Raw genomic sequence first — 20,999 nt, 5'->3', positions numbered from 1 at the left:
CATGAAGTACGACGAGACGCACCAGTACATGTCCGAATGCGCCGCCGAGGCGTCGCGGGTCGCCCGCGGTGTCCCGGCGGCCCGGTTGAGCGACCCGACGCACTGCCCCGGCTGGGACGTCCGGGCCCTGGTCGACCACTGGGTTCTCTACACCTCCCACGGCCTCGAGCACCGCGCCCTGCGCAAGCAGCTCCCCGACGAGCTGATCAGCCGTGACTTCGCCGCCGACCCGCAGTGGGCGAAGGCGTACGCCGACCAGCTGGAGCGCGCGGTCGCGGCGTGGGCGGACCCGGCCGTGTGGGAGGGCGAGGTCGACCTGGGCCCGGCCGCGATGCCCGCCGCCGAGCTGGCCTCGATGATCGTCAAGGAGATGGCGGTGCACGGCTGGGACGTGGCCGTCGCCACCGGCCAGGAGTTCCGCGTCTCGGACGACGCGGCCCGGTTCGTCCTCGACGTCGTCGAACGGCACGGCGACCTCTACCGCCGGTACGAGGGCTTCGCGGCGGCGGTACCGGTGCCGCAGGACGCGCCGCTCTTCGAGCGCGCGCTGGGAGCGAGTGGCCGGGACCCACGCCAGGGCGCGGCCCGCGCGGACCACTGAGGGGTCACCCCGTCGGTGGAGGGGCGGTCCCGCGTGGCCGGAGGCGTCCGTGACGGTCAGGCGCCGACCGCCGCCAGCGCCGGGGTTCGCGCCGCGTCGTACCGTTCCAGCAGCACCCGCGCCACCTCCGGGGCCGGGCCCAGCACGTCGGCCAGGACGTCCGCCCCGGCCGCGCCGCGCGCGATGCGGTCCGGCAGGAAGCCGGGGGCCAGGACGTACGGTGCGACGGCGACCCGGGAGCACCCCCGCGCCCGCAGTTCGCGGACGACGTCCTCGGTACGCGGGAACCCCGAGGGGGAACCGGCGGAGGCGAACGCAGGCCGCACGGCACACCAACCGGTGCGCCGCCACTCCCGCGCGATCTCTGCGATCACTGCGATCGCCTCCGGGTCGGTGGACCCCGCCGAGGCCAGTACGACCCCGGTCGATGACTTGTCGGCAGGCGTCAACCCCGCCTCGTACAACCGCCGTTCGAGGACGGCGAGCAGCAGCGGCGACGGGCCGAGCACCTCGGCCTGTCTGATCCGCAGCCGCGACGGAGCATCCCGCAGCACCGCCGGGATGTCCGCCTTGGCGTGGAACGCCCGGGTCAGCAGCAGCGGCAGCGCCACGACGTCACGGACGCCCTCCGCCGCCAGTGACTCCAGCACCCCGTGCACGGACGGGATGTTGAAGTCCAGGAAACCGGTCTCCACCCGCAGCCCCGGCCGCAGCGACCGCACCCGGCGCACCAGCGCGTGGACGGTCGCGGCGTGCCGCGGGTCGCGGCTGCCGTGGGCGATCACCGCGAGAACGGGAGGAACCAATTTCCTGTACATGGGACTTCAGCTCTTCACCAGCAGACCGCGGCTGCGCAGCACCCACCGCTCCAGCGGACTGAAGATCAGCAGGTCGATGGCGATACCGACGAACAGGATGAGCAGGATCGCCTCGAACACCATCGACATGTCACTGGCGTTGCGCCCGTTCTCCAGCAACTGGCCGAGCCCGACGCCGAGATCGGGGAAGGACGCGATGATCTCCGCCGCCATCAGCGAACGCCACGAGAACGCCCAGCCCTGCTTCAGCCCCGCCACATAGCCCGGCAACGCGGCCGGCAGCGTGATGTACACGGTCCCCTTCAGACCCGTCGCGCCCATCGTGCGACCCGCCCGCAGGAACAACGGCGGCACCTGGTCGACGCCGGACACCAGCCCGTTGGCGATGGACGGCACCGCGCCGAGCAGGATCACCGCGTACATCATCGAGTTGTTCAGACCCAGCCACAGCACGGCCGGCGGCACCCACGCCACCGACGGCAGCGACTGCAGACCGGACAGGATCGGGCCGATCGCCGCCCGCACGAACTTCACCCGCGCCACCAGCAGACCCAGCGGGGTGCCGATCGCCAGGGCGAAGAGGAAGCCGAGCAGACCGCGCGAGACACTGGTCCAGATGTAACCGAGCAGCTTGCCCTCGAGCCAGGCGTCCTGGAGGGTCCGCCAGACGTCCACCGGAGAGACCAGCTTGGTCGGGTCGTCGACGGCCTTGAAGGTGATCTGCCAGACGACCAGCAGCAGCACCGTCGCGATGACCGGCGGCAGGATCTTGTCGACGAAGGTCCGCCGGAAGGGCGTACGGCCGGTGGGCGTCACGACGTCCAGCGCGTCGAGCCCCGCCTCCACACCGGCGAGCTCCGTGGTGACCGGCTTCGTCACCGTCGTCTTCGTCTCAGTGCTGGCCATGACGGCGGATCTCCCCACGCAGGACTTCGGTGATCTCGATGGACAGTTCCGCCACCGGGGCGTCCTCGATCCGGCGCGGCTGCGGGATGTCGACCGTCCACTCGCGCGCCACCCGCCCGGGCCGGGACGAGAGCAGGACGACCCGCTGTGCGAGCCGCACCGCCTCGCGCACGTTGTGCGTGACGAAGAGGACGGACAGTCCCGTCTCCGCCCAGATCCGGGTCAGCTCGTCGTGCAGCACGTCCCGCGTGATGGCGTCCAGGGCCGCGAACGGCTCGTCCATCAGCAGGATGTTGCTCTCCTGCGCCAGCGCGCGGGCCAACGCCACGCGCTGCCGCATACCGCCGGAGAGTTCGTGGACCCGCTTTCCGTACGCGCCCTTCAACCGGACCAGCTCGAGCAGCTCCTCGGCCTTGCCGCGCCGCTCGGGCTTCGGGACCCCCCGGAGTTTCAGGGCGAGTTCGATGTTCTTGCCCGCGGTCAGCCACGGGAAGAGGGCGTGCTCCTGGAACATCAGCGCCGGACGGCCGTCCGTCGTGATGGAGCCGGCGGTGGGCTCGTCGAGGCCCGCCACCAGGTTCAGCAGCGTCGACTTGCCGCAGCCCGAAGCACCCAGGAGGGTGACGAACTCGCCGGGAGCGACATCGAGGGTGATGTCGTCCAGGACGAGCTGCTGCCCGCCCGGTCCCGCGAAGGACTTCGATACGTGCTCGAGACGTGCCGCGTACTCCACGGACTCCGCGGACTCGGCGGCCTTGGCGAGGGTCGTGGCCATGGTCGTCACCTCCTGGGAACTCATCGGACCTCGATCAGCTGACGCCGAGACCGGCGTCGTCGACCGTGGTTTCGCCCTCGGCCTTGAGGACCTTGTTCAGGATGCTCAGGTCGTAGATCCCCTTGAGGTCGGGCTTCTTCAGCAGGCCCGCCTTGACCGCGTGGTCCGCCTCGCTGTTGAGCGTGGAGGCCAGCGGGTCGTTGATGAACTGGATCGACGTCCACGCCGGGTCCAGGACGTTCGTCGGCAGCGCCTTGCCGGAGTCGGCCTCCAGCTGCTTGTTCGCCGCGGCCTTCGCCTCCGCCGGGTTGGCGTTGATCCACTTGTTGGAGTCGACCGAGCCCTTCAGTACGGCCTCGACGACCTTCGGGTGCTCCTTGAGGAACTTCTGCGACACGATGATGTTCGTGATCACGAACTTCTTGTCGGGCCACAGCGACGCCTCGTCGAGCAGCACCTTGCCGCCCTCGGCGACCAGCTTGGACGCGGTCGGCTCCGGCACCCAGGCGCCGTCGATCGAACCGGCCTTGAAGGCGTCCGGCGTCACCTTGTTGTCGCTGCGGACGACGGTGACGTCACCCTTGCCGCTCTGCGCGTCGACCTTCCAGCCCTGGTCCGCGATCCAGTTCAGGAACGCGACGTCCTGCGTGTTGCCGAGCTGAGGCGTCGCGATCTTCTTGCCCTTGACGTCCTTGAGGGACTTGACCTTGTCCGGGTTGACGACGAGCTTCACGCCGCCGGAGGCCGAACCGCCGATGATGCGCAGGCTCTTGCCCGCGGACTTGGTGAAGCCGTTGATCGCCGGGGAGGGGCCGATCCAGCCGATGTCGATGGAGCCGGCGTTCAGCGCCTCGATCTCGGACGGGCCCGCGTTGAAGGTCGCGTACGAGGCCTTGGTGGCGCCCAGCGCCTTCTGGAAGATGCCCTGCTGACGGCCGACCAGCGCGGTCGCGTGCGTCAGGTTGCCGAAGTAGCCGATCTTGACGGTGTCGAGCCCGTCGATCTTCTGCGACCCGGCGGCGACCTTCTCGTTGGCGTTGTCGTCCTTGGACTCGGAACCGTAACCGCAGGCGGCGAGGGTGAGCAGGGGAAGGGCCGCTACGGCGGCGAGGCCGCGGCGAAGAAGTACGGAGCGGTTGGCAGGCACGGGAGGGGTTCCTCTCGTTGGCCCGGCGGTCACGGTTTCAGGTCGTGGCCGGGAGGTCGGCAAAAGGTCTTCGTCGTTTCCGGGACGTCGGGTGGGGGGACAGGGCGCGCAGGCAGTGCGCGTACGTCAGAGCGCACATCGCGCCACTCCGCCCTGCCCGCTGCCGAGGGCGCCGCTGCCGACACGGCCGCCCTCCTTCGCGAACGTCGAGTAGAAATCGGTCGTGTTCATCCTCAGAAGTCCCAACCGTCGTCGTCGGGCTCGTCCTTGACCGGCTCCGGCGACGCGAAGGACTCGCCGACCATACCCGCGGTGAGCGTGGTGCCGTCGGACGGGTCGATCAGGATGAACGAGCCGGTGCGGCGGGAGTCGGCGTAGGAGTCCACCGGCAGCGGCTGCGCGGTGCGGATCTTCACGCGGCCGATGTCGTTGGCGACGAGCTGTCCCGGGTGCGGGTGCAGGGACAGGTCGTCGAGCGTGAGACGGGACGGGATGTCCTTGACGATCGCCTTGACCGTGCGGGTGCCGTGCTTGATCAGCACCCGGTGTCCGACGGTCAGCGGCTGGTCGGCCACATGGCACACCGTCGCCTCCACGTCCTGTGTGGTGGGCGGCGCGTCCTTGGTCGGCACGATCAGATCACCGCGCGAGATGTCGATGTCGTCCGTGAGCAGCACGGTCACCGACTGGGTCGTCCACGCCGCGTCCACCGGCTCGCCCAGCAGGTCGATGCCGGAGATCGTCGACGTACGGCCCGACGGCAGAACCGTCACCGCCTCGCCCACGTGGAACGTGCCGGCCGCGATCTGGCCCGCGTATCCCCGGTAGTCCGGGTGCTCGGCGGTCTGCGGACGGATCACGTACTGCACGGGCAGCCGCGCGTGGCAGTGCGCCAGGTCGTGACTGACCGGAACGGTCTCCAGGTGCTCCAGGAAGGTCGGCCCGCCGTACCAGTCCATGTTCGCCGACGGATCCACCACGTTGTCCCCGGCGAGCGCCGAGATCGGGATCGCGGTGACCTCGGGAACGCCCAGCTCGCTCGCGTACGCCGTGAACTCCTCGGCGATCTCCGCGAAGACGGCCTCCCGGTACTCGACCAGGTCCATCTTGTTGACGGCGAGGACGACGTGCGGGACCCGGAGCAGGGCCGCGATCGCAGCGTGCCTGCGGGTCTGCTCCACGACGCCGTTGCGGGCGTCGACCAGGATCACCGTCAGCTCGGCCGTGGAGGCACCCGTCACCATGTTGCGGGTGTACTGCACATGGCCGGGGGTGTCGGCGAGGATGAACCGGCGCCGGGGCGTGGCGAAGTAGCGGTAGGCCACGTCGATGGTGATGCCCTGCTCACGCTCGGCGCGCAGCCCGTCGGTGAGGAGCGCCAGATCGGGGGCGTCCTGGCCGCGGCTGGCCGAGGCACGCTCCACGGCCTCCAGCTGATCGCTGAGGATCGACTTGGAGTCGTGCAGGAGCCGGCCCACGAGCGTGGACTTGCCGTCGTCGACGGAACCGGCGGTGGCGAACCGCAGCAGTGTCGTGGCCGAGAGTCCCTCGGAGATGATGGTGCTCATGCTTAGAAGTACCCCTCGCGCTTGCGGTCTTCCATCGCGGCCTCGGACATCTTGTCGTCGGCGCGGGTGGCGCCGCGCTCGGTGAGCCGGGAGGCGGCGATCTCGGCGATGACGTCGTCGAGCGTCACCGCGTCGGAGTCGACCGCCCCGGTGCAGGACATGTCGCCGACGGTCCGGTAGCGCACGAGGCGCTTCTCCACGCTCTCACCGTCCTTCGGTCCGCCCCACTCACCGGCGGTCAGCCACATCCCGCCGCGCCGGAAGACCTCCCGGTCGTGCGCGAAGTAGATCTCGGGCAGCTCGATGCCCTCACGGGCGATGTACTGCCAGACGTCGAGCTCGGTCCAGTTGGACAGCGGGAACACCCGGACGTGCTCACCGGGGGCGTGCCGGCCGTTGTAGAGGTTCCACAGCTCCGGGCGCTGGCGGCGGGGATCCCACTGGGAGAACTCGTCGCGCAGGGAGAACACCCGCTCCTTGGCCCGGGCCTTCTCCTCGTCGCGGCGACCGCCGCCGAAGACGGCGTCGAACTTCTCGGACTGGATCTTCTCCGTCAGCGGCAGCGTCTGCAGCGGGTTGCGCGTGCCGTCGGGGCGTTCGCGCAGCACACCGCGGTCGATGTAGTCCTGGACGGACGCCACATGGAGACGCAGCCCGTGCCCGTCGACGACCCGGTCGCGGTACTCGAGGACCTCGGGGAAGTTGTGCCCGGTGTCGACGTGCAGGAGCGCGAAGGGCACCGGCGCCGGCGCGAAGGCCTTCAGCGCCAGGTGCAGCATGACGATGGAGTCCTTGCCGCCGGAGAACAGGATCACCGGATTCTCGAACTCGCCCGCCACCTCGCGGAAGATGTGCACGGCCTCGGACTCCAGCGAGTCCAGGTGGCTGAGGGCGTACGGGCCGGCCGTGCCCTCCTCGGCCTCGGCGACGGTCGTCGTCATGCCAGTCCCCTCTCGGTGAGCAGGGCGTACACCGACGCCGCGGACTCCTGCACGGTCTGGTCCTGGGACTGGATCCGCAGGTCGGGCGATTCGGGGACCTCGTAGGGGTCGTCGACCCCGGTGAGGCCGGTCAGCTCGCCCGCCGCCTGCTTGGCGTACAGACCCTTCACGTCCCGGACCGAGCACACCTCGACCGGGGTCGCCACGTGCACCTCCAGGTAGCCGGTCCCGCTCTCCTGATGACGCTTGCGCACTGCCTCACGGCTGTCGGCGTAGGGCGCGATCACCGGGACGAGGGCCTTGACGCCGTTGCGGGCGAGCAGCTCGGCCAGGAAACCGATGCGCTGCACGTTGGTGTGCCGGTCATCGCGGCTGAAGCCGAGGCCCGCGGAGATGAACTCCCGGATCTCGTCGCCGTCGAGCACCTCGACGCGGTGGCCCTCCTCGCGCAGCCGGCCGGCCAGCTCGTACGCGATGGTGGTCTTGCCGGCGCTCGGCAGACCCGTGAGCCAGACGGTGGCTCCGGTCGTCACGTGGTTCTCCCGGTTCGTAGAAGTGGGGGTGGGTGCTGGGGTGTTCGTGGCGGTCGCGGTCATCGTGGTCAGCCGTGCAGCCCGCACTCGGTCTTCGCGCTTCCTGCCCAGCGGCCGGCGCGCGCGTCCTCGCCCTCCAGGACGCGGCGGGTGCACGGGGCGCACCCGACGGACGCGTAACCGTCCATCAGCAGGGGGTTGGTCAGGACGCCGTGCTCGGTGACGTACGCGTCGACGTCGTCCTGGGTCCAGCGGGCGATGGGCGAGATCTTGACCTTCTGCCGCTTCTCGTCCCAGCCGACGACCGGAGTGCCCGCGCGGGTCGGGGACTCGTCGCGCCGCAGGCCGGTGGCCCAGGCCCGGTAGCTCTTGAGTCCCTCTTCCAGCGGCTGCACCTTGCGCAGCTTGCAGCACAGGTCCGGGTCGCGGTCGTGCAGTTTCGGCCCGTACTCGGCGTCCTGCTCGGCGACGGTCTGCCGCGGCGTGAGCGTGATGACGTTGACGTCCATCACGGCCTCCACCGCGTCCCGGGTGCCGATGGTCTCGGGGAAGTGGTAGCCGGTGTCGAGGAACACCACGTCCACGCCCTTCAGGACGCGGGACGCCAGGTGCGCGACCACGGCGTCCTCCATGGAGGACGTCACGCAGAACCGCTTGCCGAAGGTGTCCACCGCCCACTGGAGGATCTCCAGCGCGGAGGCCTCCTCCAGGTCGCGGCCGGCCTGCTCGGCCAGTGCCTTCAACTCGTCGGTGGTACGGCCTTCCTGAACCGTCGTCATATCCGGTCCCCTCCCGGTTCGGTGCGCTGAACGCCCCGGGCGAGCAGCCCGAGGAACTTCAGCTGGAATGCGCGGTTGCACGCCGCGCATTCCCAGGCGCCGTGACCGCCTTGCGCGGCTTCGCTCGGACGCAGGTCCTCGTCGCCGCAGTAGGGGCAGTGGAAAGGGGCCGCCCGCTCACTCATGAGAGGGCCTCCTCGTCGGCGCGCGTGACCCAGGCGGCGAACCGCTCGCCGTCCTCGCGCTGGTCCTCGAACCGCTTCAGGACGCGCTCCACGTAGTCCGGCAGCTCCTCCGAAGTGACCTTCAGACCACGGACCTTGCGGCCGAAGCCGGCCTCCAGCCCGAGCGCGCCGCCCAGGTGCACCTGGAAGCCCTCGACCTGCTCGCCCCGCTCGTCGAGGACCAGCTGGCCCTTCAGGCCGATGTCCGCGACCTGGATACGGGCACAGGCGTTCGGGCAGCCGTTGATGTTGATGGTGATCGGCTCGTCGAACTCCGGGAGACGGCGCTCCAGTTCGTCGATCAGCGCGGAGCCGCGCTGCTTGGTCTCGACGATGGCGAGCTTGCAGTACTCGATGCCGGTGCAGGCCATGGTGCCGCGCCGGAACGGGGAGGGCCTGGCGGTCAGGTCCAGCGCCTCCAGCGCCTCGACCAGCGACTCGACCTGCGCTTCCTCGACGTCGAGGACGATCATCTTCTGCTCGACGGTGGTCCGTACCCGGCCCGAGCCGTGCGCCTCGGCGAGCTCCGCGATCTTCGTCAGGGTGGCGCCGTCCACGCGGCCGACGCGCGGGGCGAAACCGACGTAGAAACGGCCGTCCCGCTGGCGGTGCACACCGACGTGGTCGCGCCAGCGCTCGACGGGGGCGGTGGGCGCGGGGCCGTCGACGAGCGCGCGCTCGAGGTACTCGTCCTGCAGAACCTGGCGGAACTTCTCCGGGCCCCAGTCGGCGACCAGGAACTTCAGGCGCGCCCGGTTGCGCAGGCGCCGGTAGCCGTAGTCGCGGAAGATGCCGATCACACCCGCCCAGACGTCCGGGACCTCGTCCAGCGGGACCCAGGCGCCGAGCCGGACGCCGATCTTCGGGTTGGTGGAGAGGCCACCGCCGACCCACAGGTCGAAACCGGGGCCGTGTTCGGGGTGCTCGACACCGACGAACGCCACGTCGTTGATCTCGTGGGCGACGTCCAGGAGCGGGGAGCCGGAGATCGCCGTCTTGAACTTGCGCGGCAGGTTGGAGAATTCCTTGCTGCCGATGAACCGGCGGCTGATCTCCTCCACGGCCGGGCTGCCGTCGATGATCTCGTCCTCGGCGATGCCGGCCACGGGTGAGCCGAGGATCGTCCGGGGCGTGTCACCGCAGGCCTCGGTGGTGGACAGGCCGACCGCCTCGAGGCGGTTCCAGATCTCGGGCACGTCCTCGATGCGGATCCAGTGGTACTGGACGTTCTGCCGGTCGGTGAGGTCGGCGGTGCCCCGGGCGAACTCCTGCGAGATCTCGCCGATCACCCTCAGCTGCTCGGTGGTGAGCGCGCCGCCGTCGATGCGGACGCGCAGCATGAAGAACTTGTCGTCCAGCTCCTCCGGCTCCAGGATCGCGGTCTTGCCGCCGTCGATCCCGGGCTTGCGCTGGGTGTAAAGGCCCCACCAGCGCATCCGGCCACGCAGGTCGTTGGGGTCGATCGAGTCGAACCCGCGCTTGGAGTAGATCGTCTCAATGCGTGTCCGCACATTGAGACCGTCGTCGTCCTTCTTGAACTGCTCGTTGCCGTTGAGCGGGGTGAAGTGGCCCGCGGCCCACTGGCCCTCGCCGCGGTGACGGCTCACCTTGCGGCGGGGAGTCGCGGCAGCAGGGTTCTGCGGGGTGGCGGCCATGGTTGTATACGTCCTTCGGGACAGGCGGGAAGCTACTCTGACCTGCGCGTACGGGCGCATGGGAGTATCTGCGCGTCATTGCGCGAGCGGGAGGCTGGTGCGGAGACGTCGGCGGTGCTGCGGCTCGTCAGCTCGCCGGACAGATGGCGCTGGACATGCGGCAAAGGTCGACGTGTCGCCGACTCACCAAGGCAATTCCAGTTCCGGACATGACGAAAGCGTGTCACGGCGATCTGGACACAGTCCAGCTTCGTCCGCGATGCGGACACCTTGGTCCCGAAATGCGAGACAGGGGTGGCGTCGATCACATGACCTGCGAGGACTCTTGTCGACGCAGGTCACAGGCGGTATGAGCGGGCGGTCAGATCGGGAACGCGCCCGGCCAGGGGCCCGGCGTGGACACCTCGGGCTGCTCCTCGACCCTGGTGTCGAACAGCTTGAAACCCCGGCGCCGGTAGTTGTCCATGGCGTGCTCGCCGTCCAGGCTGCAGGTGTGCAGCCACACCCGCTTGGTCCCCGGCAGTGCCGGCCAGCGGTCCGTGAGGTCCCAGGCGCGCGCGGCGCCGTACGACAACAGGTGCCCGCCGATGCTCCGTCCCCGGAAGGCCGGGATCAGACCGAAGTAGACGATCTCCACGACCCCGTCGTCCTGCGGCTCCAGCTCCACGTATCCGGCCGGGGTGCCCCGGTCGAGGGCGACCCAGGTCTCCACCCCCGGACGCGCCAGATGCTCCTGCCACTGCGCGTACGTCCAGCGCAGCCGGTCGGTCCAGCGGATGTCCCCGCCGACGGACGCGTACAGGAAACGGCTGAACTCGGGGGAGGGGACCTCGGAGCGGACGATCCGGACGTCCCCCTCGGGCGCGGCGGCCGGGAGGACGTCGGTCGGATCGGTCTGCTCCAGGGACCAGGTGGTCACGGGGATGTTGGTCATGCCCGCCAGGGAATCATCTACCCGGTTGTTCTGTCGATCGAGGTCAGCGGCAGTGCGAAGAGCGCTCGCCCGGACTGCGTCCAGACCTCGCCGGTCGCCTCCCAGTAGGAAAGGGACTCGGTCCGCGGGCTCCAGCAGTCGTGCGTCTCCTTGGCGCCGCACACGGCGGCCTGCGCCTTGCCCTTCTTGCCGTCCGCCTGGCCGTCCGTCTTGCCGGCGTCCTGGCGCCACAGCGTCCCGTGTTCGTCCTGCTGGCCGGCCGCCCGGGTCACGTACCACCGCGCCCCGTACGACAGCACGCCCCGGACGCCGGTCACCTTCGTCTCGTACGCCTCCGAGGCCCGTACCCGGCCGGTGGCGTCCGTGGCGAGCAGACCCTCGTGGCCGGGGGCGGTGCTGAAGGGGTAACGCCACAGGCGGGCGCTGCGGTCACCGTCGTCGAGGGTCCACTCCCCGGCGACCAGGCTGTCCGGCGCGGTGCTGCGGTCCAGGGAGACGGTCGCGGGGTGCGGGGCGTCGGAGCCGCCGCTCAGCTCGTAGGAACCGATGGCCGGCAGCACGAAGCGGGATCCGTTCGCGGACCAGCCGCCCGGCACCCTGCCGACCGCGTCCCCGGTGACGGTGGCGCGCTGGACGCGGTTCATGTCGTACACGTAGAGCGCGGTCCGGTTACCGGCGTCCGCGGTGACCAGCAGCTTGTCCTGGTACCAGACCATCCCGGAGACATGGGAGACCAGCCCGCGGTAGTCCCGTCCGTCGTCGACCGGGACGGCGAGCAGCGCCCAGGTGTAGGAGAGGTGGTTCAGGTCGCCCGCGTTCACGAAGCCGACCCGGGCCAGACCCCGGCCGTCCGCCGTGCCGCCGGTGCGCGACCAGCCGGAGAGGATGACCCGGTTCGCGCCCCAGGTGCCGTCGTCGTCCGCGTCGCCCGACGTGGTGACCGCGCCCGGCTGCCAGCCCTCGGTGTCGTCCGTGTTCCAGCAGTACGCGCGTGAGGCCGCGGGGGAGACCGGCAGTGCCCTGCGCTCGGCGGCCGAGCAGTCGATGGCGTCCCGCAGACCGCGGTCGGCGCCGGCCAGCACCGCGCCGACACCGACCGGCCGGCCCATCCCGGCGGCGAGCCGGTCCAGGGAGGCCTGCGGTACCCGGTGTTCGGTGAGCCGCAGATTCGCGGTATCGGCCGAGGCCGTGAGCGGTTTCAGATCCCCGGGACCATGGTCCGGGACCGTCGCCTGGGAGACGCTGATCATGGTGGCGGCAGCGGTGAGCGCGAGAGCGGTTCCGGACAGGAACGCCCGCAGTGCCCTGCCTCGTCTGCGCCGGCGGTGTCGGCCGCGTTGCTTCATTTGCCCTCCCGAGGCGGGCCAACTGCGCCTGATGATCAGTATGTTGACCGAGGAGCAGGTGGGGTGACCCGTAGAGGGATGCTACGGCAGTCGGTCGTCGTAGGGGGCGAAGACTCCGCAAATATGCGGAAGACACCACCGTAAGGACTCGGGTGAACCATTGTCACCGGGGTGCGGCCGCCCGGTTTCTCAGCACCGCGGGCGCGGTGGAGTGCGGCAGCAGAGCCCTCGTGTCCGCCGGAAGGAGCACCTTGACCTCGGCGTCCTCGCAGAAACGATACGGCCGATGTTCCAGAAATCCCCCGAGATACCGCCGCACCCGGGACAGCTCGGCCCGCACCGTCACCGTACGGCCCGGGTCGCCGAACATGTCCTCGGCCAGGCCCGCCGCGCTGCGGCCGCCGCGGTGCGCCGCCAGCAGGTACAGCAACTCGGCGTGCCGGGGACTCAGTTCGTGGGTCCACGAACCCGCGCCCTCCGACACCGTCACCGACCAGCGTCGGGGCCGGCTCAGGTCCAGCACGATCCGGGTCGTGCCGCGCGGCGCGGGCTCGGCGGTCTCGTCCACCGACCGCACCAGCCAGCCCCCGGCCAGCGGCTCGATCGAGCACAGCCCGAGCGCGGGCAGCAGGCGGCGGCCCGGGGACGGCGACTTGGGCAGCGCGATCCGGTTCGCGTACGGCATCCCGGTCACCGCGGCCGTCCAGCCGTCCGCGTCCACCACCGCCGCCCGGCCGCCCAGCCGGGCCAGCACCGGCGCCGCCACCGCCCGCAGCCGCTCCAGTGAACCCAGGTGCCTCTCGCGCAGCCTGGACTCGGCGAGTTTCGCCACCGAGTCGACCCAGGCGAGCGTCGCCGGATGCATCGTCTCCAGCGGCCCGCTGACATCGACCACCCCGAGCAGCCGGCCGTTGCGCGGGTCGGTGATCGGGGCGCCCGCGCAGGTCCAGGCCGCGTGCGAGCGCACGAAGTGCTCGGCGGCGAACACCTGCACCGGCCGGCGCACCACCGCGGGGGTGCCCACGCCGTTGGTGCCGACCACGGCCTCGCCCCAGTCCGCGCCCAGTTCGAAGCCGAGCCCGTCGGCCTTGCGCAGGACGGGGCCGCAGCCCTCGCGCCACAGCACCCGGCCCTCCTCGTCGGCGACGACCATGATGTGGTGGGCGACGTCCGCGACCGACAGCAGCCCCTCGCGCAGCACCGGCAGCACCTCCCGCAACGGCGACTCCTCCCGCCGCCGCCGCACCTCGTCGGCGCTGAGGAGCCCGGCCCGGAAATCGTGGTCGGGATCGACACCGCTGCGCAGCATCCGGTCCCAGGACTGCTCGATCACCGGGCGCGGGGCGACCCGCGCCCGCTGGCCGGCCAGCCGGGCGTCACGCACCTCGTTGAGCACCCGCGCCGCCCGCGCGGCGTCGACGGCCGCGAGCTGCGGCACGTTCATCGGTGGCGTCACCACTGGGCCTCCCGGGAGTGCACGACGGACGACCGGATGTCAAGTTCCTGCGCCGACTGTTTCCGGTCTTACTGCGGGCACCCATCCTGCCGTCCGGCGGTGACGGAGGGGCACAGTCCGGTCACAACCACCGGCAAGTTGCAACCCCCTGCAACCCTGGTGAACATCCACAGGGTGTTTGAAACTTGAGCCACGCCGTCCCGAGCGGCGATCCTGGCCTCGCAGGGCCATTGCGGCGGGGGTGGTGCCGTGTCGGCGCAGCACCACCCCCGCTTCCTGTTCACGCAGGTCGGCACCGTCAGTGCCGGGGCTCGGCCCGCTCCACGACCGACGCCAGGTCCAGGCTGTGCGGCAGCGTCCCGAAGGCCGCGCCCCCGTCTCCGCCCAGCCGTGCGGCGCAGAACGCGTCGGCGACCTCCGGCGGCGCGAATCGCACGAGCAGCGCCCCCTGAAGCACCAGAGCGAACCGCTCCGCCAGTCGGCGGGCGCGTCCCTCGACGCCGTCCAGATCGGCCAGTTCCGTCAGCAGGTCCTTGATGGCCCTGTCCAGCCGGTGATCGGCCCCGCGCGCCTGCCCCACCTCCTGGAGATAGGCGTTCAGCGCCTGCGGCTCCCGTCGCAGCGCCCGCAGCACGTCCAGTGCCTGCACATTGCCCGCGCCCTCCCAGACCGAGTTCAGCGGCGACTCGCGTACCAGCCGGGGCATCCCCGACTCCTCCACGTAACCGTTCCCGCCGAGGCACTCCGACGCCTCCACCGCCAGTGGCGCACAGCGCTTGGTCACCCAGTACTTGGCCGCCGGAACCGCGATCCTCAGCAGCGCCCGCTCCTGCTCGCCCCCGTCGTCGTAGGCCGCCGCCAGCCGCAGGGCGAGCGTGGTCGCCGCCTCCGACTCCAGCGCGAGGTCGGCCAGCACATTGCGCATCAGAGGTTTGTCGACGAGCTTCCCGCCGAACGCCTCACGGTGGGTGCAGTGGTGGATCGCCTGTGCCACCGCCTGCCGCATCAGCCCCGCCGAGCCCAGCACGCAGTCCAGCCGGGTCGCCGCCACCATGTCGATGACGGTGCGCACCCCGCGCCCCTCCTCGCCGACCCGGCGGGCCCACGTCCCGTCGAACTCGACCTCGGCGGACGCGTTGGAGCGGTTTCCCAGCTTGTCCTTGAGCCGCTGGAGCCGGAAGACGTTGCGGGCGCCGTCCTCCAGCACGCGCGGCACGAGGAAACAGGTGAGCCCGCCCTCGCCTCGGAAGGGTGCCGCCTGCGCCAGCACCAGGAAGCCGTCCGACATGGGCGCCGAACAGAACCACTTGTGCCCAGTCAGTTCGTACGTCCCGTCCTCGGCGAGCGGGGTGGCGAGCGTCGTGTTCGCCCGGACGTCGCTCCCGCCCTGCTTCTCTGTCATGCCCATGCCGAACAGGGCGCCGGCCTTGAGATGGGCCGGCCGCAGCTCACGGTCGTAGATCGTGGACGTCAGCCGGGGCTCCCACTCGGCAGCCAGCTTCGGATCCGCGCGCAGCGCGGGCACGGCCGCGTGGGTCATCGACAGCGGACAGCCGTTGCCCGCCTCCACCTGCGTCCACACCATGAAGGCCGCCGCCCGGCGCACATGCCCGCCCGGCCGCACCCAGGCATCCGTCAGATGGGCCCCGACCCCCTTGCCGAGCAGCCGGTGCCACGCCGGATGGAAGTCGACCTCGTCGACGCGATGCCCGTATCGATCGTGTGTGCGTAGTTTCGGTGGATTCTCGTTGGCCTGCACCGCCCACTCCTGCAACTGCGCCGATCCGGCCGCCCGGCCGAGCGCCGACAACTCGCCGCGCGTCTCGTCGAGCAGATCCGGATCCAGATGCCGTTCCACGGCCGCCACCAGCGCCTGATCGGTGCCGTAGACGTCGTACCCGGTCAGGGGCGGGGGCTGGTTGGTCACGGTGTGCGTGGTGCCTGCCATAGCCCGAACCTACCCCCGGGTACGACGGTCATGGCCGTGGGTGACCCCGCGTGCCGTTCCCCGACCCGGTGAAGTGGCCTCGCCGGAGGTGAGTGCAGCCCCGAACGGCGGATACCTTTAGGGCGTGCAGCCAGGAAGTCAGTCACCCGAGCAACCCGGGAGCCCCGTCGGGCGTCTCCACCGGGCGCGTGCCCTTTACCGCAACGTCTCCAAGCGGCGGACAGCCTGGCTGCTGTTGAAGGACACCGTCAACTCCTGCGTCGAGTACCGCATCCTAGGTCTCGCCGCCGAAGCCGCCTTCTTCACGCTGCTGTCCGTGCCGCCGCTGCTGCTCAGCCTCATCGGTCTGCTCGGCTACGTCGACGACTGGACCGGTACCGACACCATCACCAGTCTGGAGGCCAACCTCCTCGACGCCTCGCGCACGGTCCTCTCGGACAAGGGTGTCCGGGAGATCGCGCAGCCGATGCTCGACGACGTGATGAAGGGCGGCCGCCCCGACGTCATCTCCATCGGCTTCCTGTTCGCACTGTGGTCGGGCTCGCGCGCGGTGAACGTCTTCATCGACACGATCACCGTGATGTACGGCCTCGACGGCGTGCGCGGGATCGTCAAGACCCGCCTGGTGGCGTTCCTGCTGTTCGTCGGGGCCCTGCTGATCGGCTCGGTCGCGCTGCCGCTGATGGTCGCCGGGCCGGACGCGGTGGTGCGGATCGTCCCCTGGTCGACGACCGTGGTGCAGGTTCTGTACTGGCCGGTCGTGATCGTCCTGTCCGTGGCGTTCCTGACCACGCTCTACCACGTCTCCGTACCCGTGCGCTCACCCTGGATCGAGGACGTCCCCGGCGCGCTCGTCGCCCTCGCCATGTGGGTCCTCGGCAGTTTCCTGCTGCGGATCTACCTGACGAGCACGATCGAGGGCGCCACCATCTACGGCTCCCTCGCCGCCGCCGTCGCCGTCATGCTGTGGATCGGTGTGTCCGCCTTCGCCGTGCTGGTCGGGGCCGCCGTCAACGCCGCGATCGACCGGGTCTGGCCGGCCGCCGCGACGGCCGCGGCCCGCGCCGCCAACGAGCGGATCCGGCAGGAGGAGGCCGCGGAGTACGTGGCCCGGATGGCGGCGATCCGCTCCCACGAGGAGGACGACCCCGACGACCCCGACATGCCGTCCGAGTTCCCCGAGCGGTGGTCCCGGTTCCTTCCCCCGGAGGACGTGACGGGACGCTTCCGCACGCACGTGAGGAGTTCCCCGAAGGCCAACGGGGCCAACGGGGCGAACGGCGCCAACGGGGCGAACGGCGGCACCGGCAGTGAAGGCGGCCACGGCGGCAACCGCGGTAACGGGGAAGAACAGCCCCCGGAGAGGTGAGACCCCGCGGCGGACCCCTTCGGCACCGCACGGTGCACCGGCCCCGTCGGGGCGGAGGACGGTGCGGGCGGCGGTGCGGATCTGCGGCTGAGCCCCGGATCCCGGCGGCGTAGCCTGGTGCACATGTACGAGGAGCGGGCCTCCCGGCTGGCCGGGGCGGTGGTGTGGACGAACACGCCGTCGGCGGCGCCCGGCGCGCTTCCCGTGCTCCCCGACGGCTGTATGGACCTGCTGTGGAGCGGGGGCAGACTGCTGGTCGCCGGGCCGGACACCCGCGCTCACCTCCTCGGCGGCCCGCCCGTGTCCTGGGCGGGTATCCGCCTGTTCCCCGGCACCGCGCCCGCGCTGCTCGGCGTACCGGCCCACGAACTGCGCGACCGGCGAGTGGAGTTGGCCGATCTGTGGCCTGCGGCGGAAGTGCGTCGCCTGAGCGGCCGGATCGCCGCGGCCGCTCACCCGGCGGCGGCACTGGAGGAGCTGGCGCTGGAACGGGCGGCCCCGCCCGACCGGGCACTGCGCCGACTGGTCACCGCCCTCGCCGCGGGACGTGCGGTGGCCGGCACGGCCGACGAACTCGGCCTCGGCGCGCGCCAGCTGCACCGCCGTTCGCTGGCCGCCTTCGGCTACGGCCCCAAGACGCTGGCCCGGATCCTGCGCCTGCAGCGAGCTCTCGCCCTGGCCCGGCAGGGCATCCCGTACGCGGACACGGCGGACCGGGCCGGATACGCCGACCAGTCTCATCTCTCCCGGGACATAAGGGAGTTCACGGGACTCACCCTGGGCGCTCTGGTGCGTCGGCGGCCGGGCTACCGGGCGAGCGGCGCGAACAGGTCGACGCCGTTGCCGTCGGGGTCGAGCACGACGGCGTACCGCTGACCCCAGAAGGCGTCCCACGGCTTCAGCTCGCCCTGGTGACCGGCGCCCAGCAGCTCCTCGTACACCGTGTCGACCTCGCCCGGTGTGTCACAGCGCAGCGCGAGTGAGGCCCGGCCACCCCTGGACGGCGCCTGCCACTGCGGGTGGAACGAGCGAACGGTGTCCTCGGTGTCCAGCATCAGCCGCAGGCCACCGGGGAGTTCGGCCTCGGTGTGCGGCTCGCGCTCGGCCCCGTCGGGGAAGGTGAAGCCGAGCAGACGGTAGAAGGAGACGGAGGCGGCCATGTCGGAGACGACCAGGCCGATGGCATCGAATCGTGGACTCATAGGGCAACGGTAGACAGCGGCGCCGTCACCGGTCTTGAACGAAACGGACAGGCCGGGACCGGACGCACGCGCCTGCCGGGGACGAGGGCTCCCCGGGTCAGCCGAAGGTCACCGGCCCGTTGGGCGTGTCCACGGTGAACGAGAATCCCGCCGGGCCCTCGGTCAGGGCGAGGCCGGTGCCGAGAGCGGTCAGCAGGGGGCGGACCTCCTCGGGGTCGGGGACGGTGGCGGTCAGCTCCAGCAGGGGGCTGACCGGCAGGCCGGAGGCGGAGGGGTGGGGAGTACCGCCCCAGTCGATGAGGAAGGGCACCAGGCCGGACGGATGCGGGGAGCCGCCGTCGGTCAGCCGCCACCGCAGCAGAGTGCCGTCGGGGTGACGCCGGCTCATCTCCCGTACGTCGCCGGTGTCGTAGCCGCGGCTGCGGGCGGCCGCGACCGTCGCGTCCAGGTCGGGCGGGCTGATGGCCCAGGTGACCGTCCGAGCCGAGGCGAGCGCGTCCACACCGAAGGGGCGCGGGCTGGACGGCGTGGGCTGTTCCGGATCCGGGCCGATGATCTCCAGATACGCGCGACGGCCGAGGCCCACGAGATGGTTGCGGGTGCCGAGCCCGACATGCACCCCGCCCGGCGCCGGGACCACTCCCGTGCGCCGGGTGAACTCGGCGACCGTCGCCGCCAGATCGGGCGTTGCGAGGACGATGTGATCGAGGCGTGCGGGAATGGTGTTCATCCCGCCCGAGCGTACGCGCCCGGCCTCCGGATCGGCCCTGCTCAAGAACCGCCGCGGGGCCCGGACTTCCGCCGCCTACGCTCGTCCCCATGACCGCCCGCCTGCTCGTGTACACCCGCACCACCGACTACCGTCACGACTCCATCCCGGACGCCGTCGCCGCCGTACGCGGCTTTGGCGGGTTCACCGTCGACCACACCGAGGAGCCGGCGGCCCTGGAGGCCTCCCTGGACGGGTACGCGGCCGTGGTCTTCCTCTCCACCAGCGGCGAGGTGCTGACCCCGGCCGGGCAGGCACGTCTCGCCGCGTACATCGAGGCGGGCGGCGGTTTCGCCGGGGTGCACGCGGCGGCCTGCACCGAGTACGACTGGCCGTACTACGGCGAACTCCTCGGCGCCCGCTTCGCCCGCCACCCCGAGTACCAGCCCGGCCAGGTGGTGATCGAGGACCACGGCCACCCCGCCACCCGTACACTGCCGGCCCGCTGGGACTTCACCGACGAGTGGTACGACTTCCGCGCCAACCCACGCGGGCGGGTGCGGGTTCTCGCCGTAGCCGACGAGTCGTCGTACACCGGCGGCGGGATGGGAGCCGACCACCCGCTGGTGTGGTGCCGTGAGCAGGGGCGGGGACGGGTCTTCTACACGGCCCTCGGGCACGCCTGCGAGGCCTACGCCGACCCCGGCTTCCGGGCCCATCTGAGCGGTGGCATCGCCTGGGCGGCACGGCTGCGGGACCAGTGACGTTTCTCCGGTGAACCGGTTGCGCCATTGGGGTGAGCAAAGCCTTCATACCGGGAAAGTCGTACATCGACATAGAGATCCTTTTGTCTTGGCAAAGGGCTGTCGTGTCGCGACCGCTCGCTTGCGTCTGGCGTGTTGACCCCTCGACTCCATTGGAGGAGCCGGCCGGTGACTTACGGGAACAAACTGCGGGAGCAGATCGCCGCACCCGGAACGACCCCCCTGATCGGCGTGTACGACATGTACTCGGCGTCGATCGCGGCGGACCACTACGACGGGATGTTCGTCTCCGGCTTCGGATTCGCGGCCTCGCACTACGGGCTGCCGGACATCGGTTTCATCGCCTGGCCGGACATGCTGGCATTCGTCCAGCGGCTGCGGGGCGCGTTCCCGCAGCAGCACCTGCTGGTGGACATCGACGACGGCTACGTCGATCCGGAGGTCGCCTGTCACGTGGTGGAGGCCCTGGAGCGGATCGGGGCCTCGGGGGTGATCCTGGAGGACCAGAAACGGCCACGCCGGTGCGGCCACGCCGACGGCAAGCAGGTGCTGCCGCTGGACGAGTACCTGGCGAAACTGGAGATGGTGCTGGCCACCCGGCGCGACCTGGTCGTGGTCGCCCGTACGGACGCCACCGACGAGCACGACATCCTGCGGCGGGCCGGGACGCTGGCCGCCACGGACGCGGACGTGATCCTGGTCGACGGCGTCCGCACCGTGGAGTGGATCCGCCGGATCCGTGACGTGGTGGGGAACAAGCCGCTGCTGTTCAACCAGATCGCCGGCGGCAAGTCCCCGAGACTCTCCCTGGGCGAGCTGTCCGACCTGGGCGTGGACGTCGCCATCTACAGCACGCCGTGTCTCTTCGCCGCCCACGCGGCGATGGACTCCGCGCTCGCCGACCTCAAGCGGACCGACGGCCGGCTGCCCGAGGTGGACGCGGCGAGCGGCATCGGTGTGCGGGCCTCGACAGAACTGCTGGAGCGGAACATCGCCCGTCTGCGTACCGCGCCCGAGAGCGTGAACGCGTGATCCCGGTCCCGCGCGGGCTTCGGACGGCGACGGTCCTGGCGGCCGCCTTGCTGGGCGCCACCGCGGGGCCCGCGGTCGCCGAAGGAAGCCTGATCACCGTCGTCGACAACTCGCACGCCGACTCGATCCTCGAGGTCGACCGGGCGGCCAACGTCCAGCAGGGCAGCAGCGGCACCGCGGGCAGCGACCACGACGGAAGCGCCGTCGACCTGATGGAGGCGCTGGTCGGCACACCGGAGCGGGGGGCGGACTGAGGCGAGGACCGAGGCGGGGGGGCGGAGGGAAGGCCCAC

Annotated in this window: 23 protein-coding genes; 6 read left to right on the top strand and 17 right to left on the bottom strand. The window is 71.0% G+C overall.

What is annotated here, in order from left to right:
• Position 1: 1 nt before the first annotated feature.
• Positions 2 to 601, top strand: a complete 600-nt coding sequence (locus ACFWBB_RS28440; RefSeq protein ID WP_385277992.1) for a TIGR03086 family metal-binding protein — start codon at positions 2 to 4, stop codon at positions 599 to 601.
• A gap of 56 nt (positions 602 to 657) precedes the next feature.
• On the opposite strand, the gene ACFWBB_RS28435 is transcribed toward ACFWBB_RS28440, so the two are convergent.
• The 15 genes from ACFWBB_RS28435 to ACFWBB_RS28365 form a co-directional block, all read right to left on the bottom strand.
• Positions 658 to 1,419: a sirohydrochlorin chelatase gene (locus tag ACFWBB_RS28435; RefSeq protein ID WP_385277990.1), complete on the bottom strand. Its 762-nt coding sequence runs from the start codon at positions 1,417 to 1,419 to the stop codon at positions 658 to 660.
• A 6-nt stretch (positions 1,420 to 1,425) separates the two neighbouring features.
• Positions 1,426 to 2,325, bottom strand: a complete 900-nt coding sequence (locus tag ACFWBB_RS28430) for an ABC transporter permease (protein WP_385277988.1) — start codon at positions 2,323 to 2,325, stop codon at positions 1,426 to 1,428.
• Positions 2,312 to 3,100, bottom strand: coding sequence for an ABC transporter ATP-binding protein (locus ACFWBB_RS28425; RefSeq protein WP_385278032.1), 789 nt, complete (start codon positions 3,098 to 3,100; stop codon positions 2,312 to 2,314). Before ACFWBB_RS28425 ends, ACFWBB_RS28430 begins: the two co-directional genes overlap by 14 nt.
• A 34-nt stretch (positions 3,101 to 3,134) precedes the next feature.
• Entirely contained in the window at positions 3,135 to 4,247 is a 1,113-nt protein-coding gene (locus tag ACFWBB_RS28420) for an aliphatic sulfonate ABC transporter substrate-binding protein (protein WP_385277985.1), read from the bottom strand.
• 233 nt (positions 4,248 to 4,480) lie between these two features.
• Positions 4,481 to 5,815: a sulfate adenylyltransferase subunit 1 gene (locus ACFWBB_RS28415; protein ID WP_385277983.1), complete on the bottom strand. Its 1,335-nt coding sequence runs from the start codon at positions 5,813 to 5,815 to the stop codon at positions 4,481 to 4,483.
• Positions 5,816 to 5,817: 2 nt separating this feature from the next.
• Positions 5,818 to 6,756 carry a sulfate adenylyltransferase subunit CysD gene (gene cysD, locus ACFWBB_RS28410; protein ID WP_385277981.1) on the bottom strand — a complete coding sequence of 313 codons (939 nt, stop codon included), beginning with the start codon at positions 6,754 to 6,756 and terminating at the stop codon, positions 5,818 to 5,820.
• Positions 6,753 to 7,352, bottom strand: a complete 600-nt coding sequence (cysC, locus tag ACFWBB_RS28405) for an adenylyl-sulfate kinase (protein WP_385277979.1) — start codon at positions 7,350 to 7,352, stop codon at positions 6,753 to 6,755. Before cysC ends, cysD begins: the two co-directional genes overlap by 4 nt.
• A 5-nt stretch (positions 7,353 to 7,357) precedes the next feature.
• Positions 7,358 to 8,068 (bottom strand): phosphoadenylyl-sulfate reductase, encoded by a 711-nt coding sequence (locus ACFWBB_RS28400; RefSeq protein WP_385277977.1) that lies wholly within the window; start codon positions 8,066 to 8,068, stop codon positions 7,358 to 7,360.
• Entirely contained in the window at positions 8,065 to 8,253 is a 189-nt protein-coding gene (locus tag ACFWBB_RS28395) for a hypothetical protein (protein ID WP_385277975.1), read from the bottom strand. Before ACFWBB_RS28395 ends, ACFWBB_RS28400 begins: the two co-directional genes overlap by 4 nt.
• Entirely contained in the window at positions 8,250 to 9,947 is a 1,698-nt protein-coding gene (locus tag ACFWBB_RS28390; protein WP_385277973.1) for a nitrite/sulfite reductase, read from the bottom strand. Before ACFWBB_RS28390 ends, ACFWBB_RS28395 begins: the two co-directional genes overlap by 4 nt.
• Positions 9,948 to 10,074: 127 nt before the next feature.
• Complete coding sequence (locus ACFWBB_RS28385) at positions 10,075 to 10,158, bottom strand: putative leader peptide (RefSeq protein ID WP_316944184.1); 84 nt, start codon at positions 10,156 to 10,158, stop codon at positions 10,075 to 10,077.
• Positions 10,159 to 10,308: 150 nt separating this feature from the next.
• Positions 10,309 to 10,881, bottom strand: a complete 573-nt coding sequence (locus tag ACFWBB_RS28380) for a GNAT family N-acetyltransferase (protein ID WP_385277971.1) — start codon at positions 10,879 to 10,881, stop codon at positions 10,309 to 10,311.
• 17 nt (positions 10,882 to 10,898) lie between these two features.
• Positions 10,899 to 12,227, bottom strand: a complete 1,329-nt coding sequence (locus tag ACFWBB_RS28375) for a hypothetical protein (RefSeq protein ID WP_385277969.1) — start codon at positions 12,225 to 12,227, stop codon at positions 10,899 to 10,901.
• A gap of 163 nt (positions 12,228 to 12,390) precedes the next feature.
• Positions 12,391 to 13,671, bottom strand: a complete 1,281-nt coding sequence (locus ACFWBB_RS28370; protein ID WP_385277967.1) for a GAF domain-containing protein — start codon at positions 13,669 to 13,671, stop codon at positions 12,391 to 12,393.
• A gap of 310 nt (positions 13,672 to 13,981) precedes the next feature.
• The gene (locus tag ACFWBB_RS28365; protein ID WP_385277965.1) at positions 13,982 to 15,631 is read right to left on the bottom strand and encodes an acyl-CoA dehydrogenase family protein; all 1,650 of its coding nucleotides are present in this window, start codon (positions 15,629 to 15,631) and stop codon (positions 13,982 to 13,984) included.
• Positions 15,632 to 15,755: 124 nt separating this feature from the next.
• Here ACFWBB_RS28365 and ACFWBB_RS28360 point away from each other — a divergent pair, with 124 nt between their 5' ends.
• Together ACFWBB_RS28360 and ACFWBB_RS28355 are read left to right on the top strand one after the other, a co-directional pair.
• The gene (locus ACFWBB_RS28360; RefSeq protein ID WP_385277963.1) at positions 15,756 to 17,000 is read left to right on the top strand and encodes a YihY/virulence factor BrkB family protein; all 1,245 of its coding nucleotides are present in this window, start codon (positions 15,756 to 15,758) and stop codon (positions 16,998 to 17,000) included.
• Between the two features lie 123 nt (positions 17,001 to 17,123).
• Complete coding sequence (locus ACFWBB_RS28355; protein ID WP_385277961.1) at positions 17,124 to 17,876, top strand: helix-turn-helix domain-containing protein; 753 nt, start codon at positions 17,124 to 17,126, stop codon at positions 17,874 to 17,876.
• On the opposite strand, the gene ACFWBB_RS28350 is transcribed toward ACFWBB_RS28355, so the two are convergent.
• The gene (locus ACFWBB_RS28350; protein WP_385277959.1) at positions 17,807 to 18,202 is read right to left on the bottom strand and encodes a VOC family protein; all 396 of its coding nucleotides are present in this window, start codon (positions 18,200 to 18,202) and stop codon (positions 17,807 to 17,809) included. The genes ACFWBB_RS28355 and ACFWBB_RS28350 overlap by 70 nt on opposite strands.
• A 97-nt stretch (positions 18,203 to 18,299) precedes the next feature.
• Positions 18,300 to 18,932 carry a VOC family protein gene (locus ACFWBB_RS28345; RefSeq protein ID WP_385277957.1) on the bottom strand — a complete coding sequence of 211 codons (633 nt, stop codon included), beginning with the start codon at positions 18,930 to 18,932 and terminating at the stop codon, positions 18,300 to 18,302.
• Positions 18,933 to 19,021: 89 nt separating this feature from the next.
• Between ACFWBB_RS28345 and ACFWBB_RS28340 the strand changes: the two genes are divergently transcribed.
• The 3 genes from ACFWBB_RS28340 (at position 19,022) to ACFWBB_RS28330 (ending at position 20,961) form a co-directional block, all read left to right on the top strand.
• A complete protein-coding gene (locus tag ACFWBB_RS28340; protein WP_385277955.1) occupies positions 19,022 to 19,675 on the top strand; it encodes a ThuA domain-containing protein in 654 nt (217 codons plus the stop codon).
• A 168-nt stretch (positions 19,676 to 19,843) separates the two neighbouring features.
• A complete protein-coding gene (locus ACFWBB_RS28335) occupies positions 19,844 to 20,707 on the top strand; it encodes an oxaloacetate decarboxylase (protein WP_385277953.1) in 864 nt (287 codons plus the stop codon).
• Positions 20,704 to 20,961: a hypothetical protein gene (locus ACFWBB_RS28330; protein WP_385277951.1), complete on the top strand. Its 258-nt coding sequence runs from the start codon at positions 20,704 to 20,706 to the stop codon at positions 20,959 to 20,961. The genes ACFWBB_RS28335 and ACFWBB_RS28330 overlap by 4 nt, the downstream gene beginning before the upstream one ends.
• Positions 20,962 to 20,999: the final 38 nt, after the last annotated feature.

The organism is Streptomyces sp. NPDC060000 (assembly GCF_042737375.1).
GTDB lineage: Bacteria > Actinomycetota > Actinomycetes > Streptomycetales > Streptomycetaceae > Streptomyces.
Note: the sequence above shows the minus strand (reverse complement) of the source record. Positions and strands in the feature narration are given on the sequence as shown.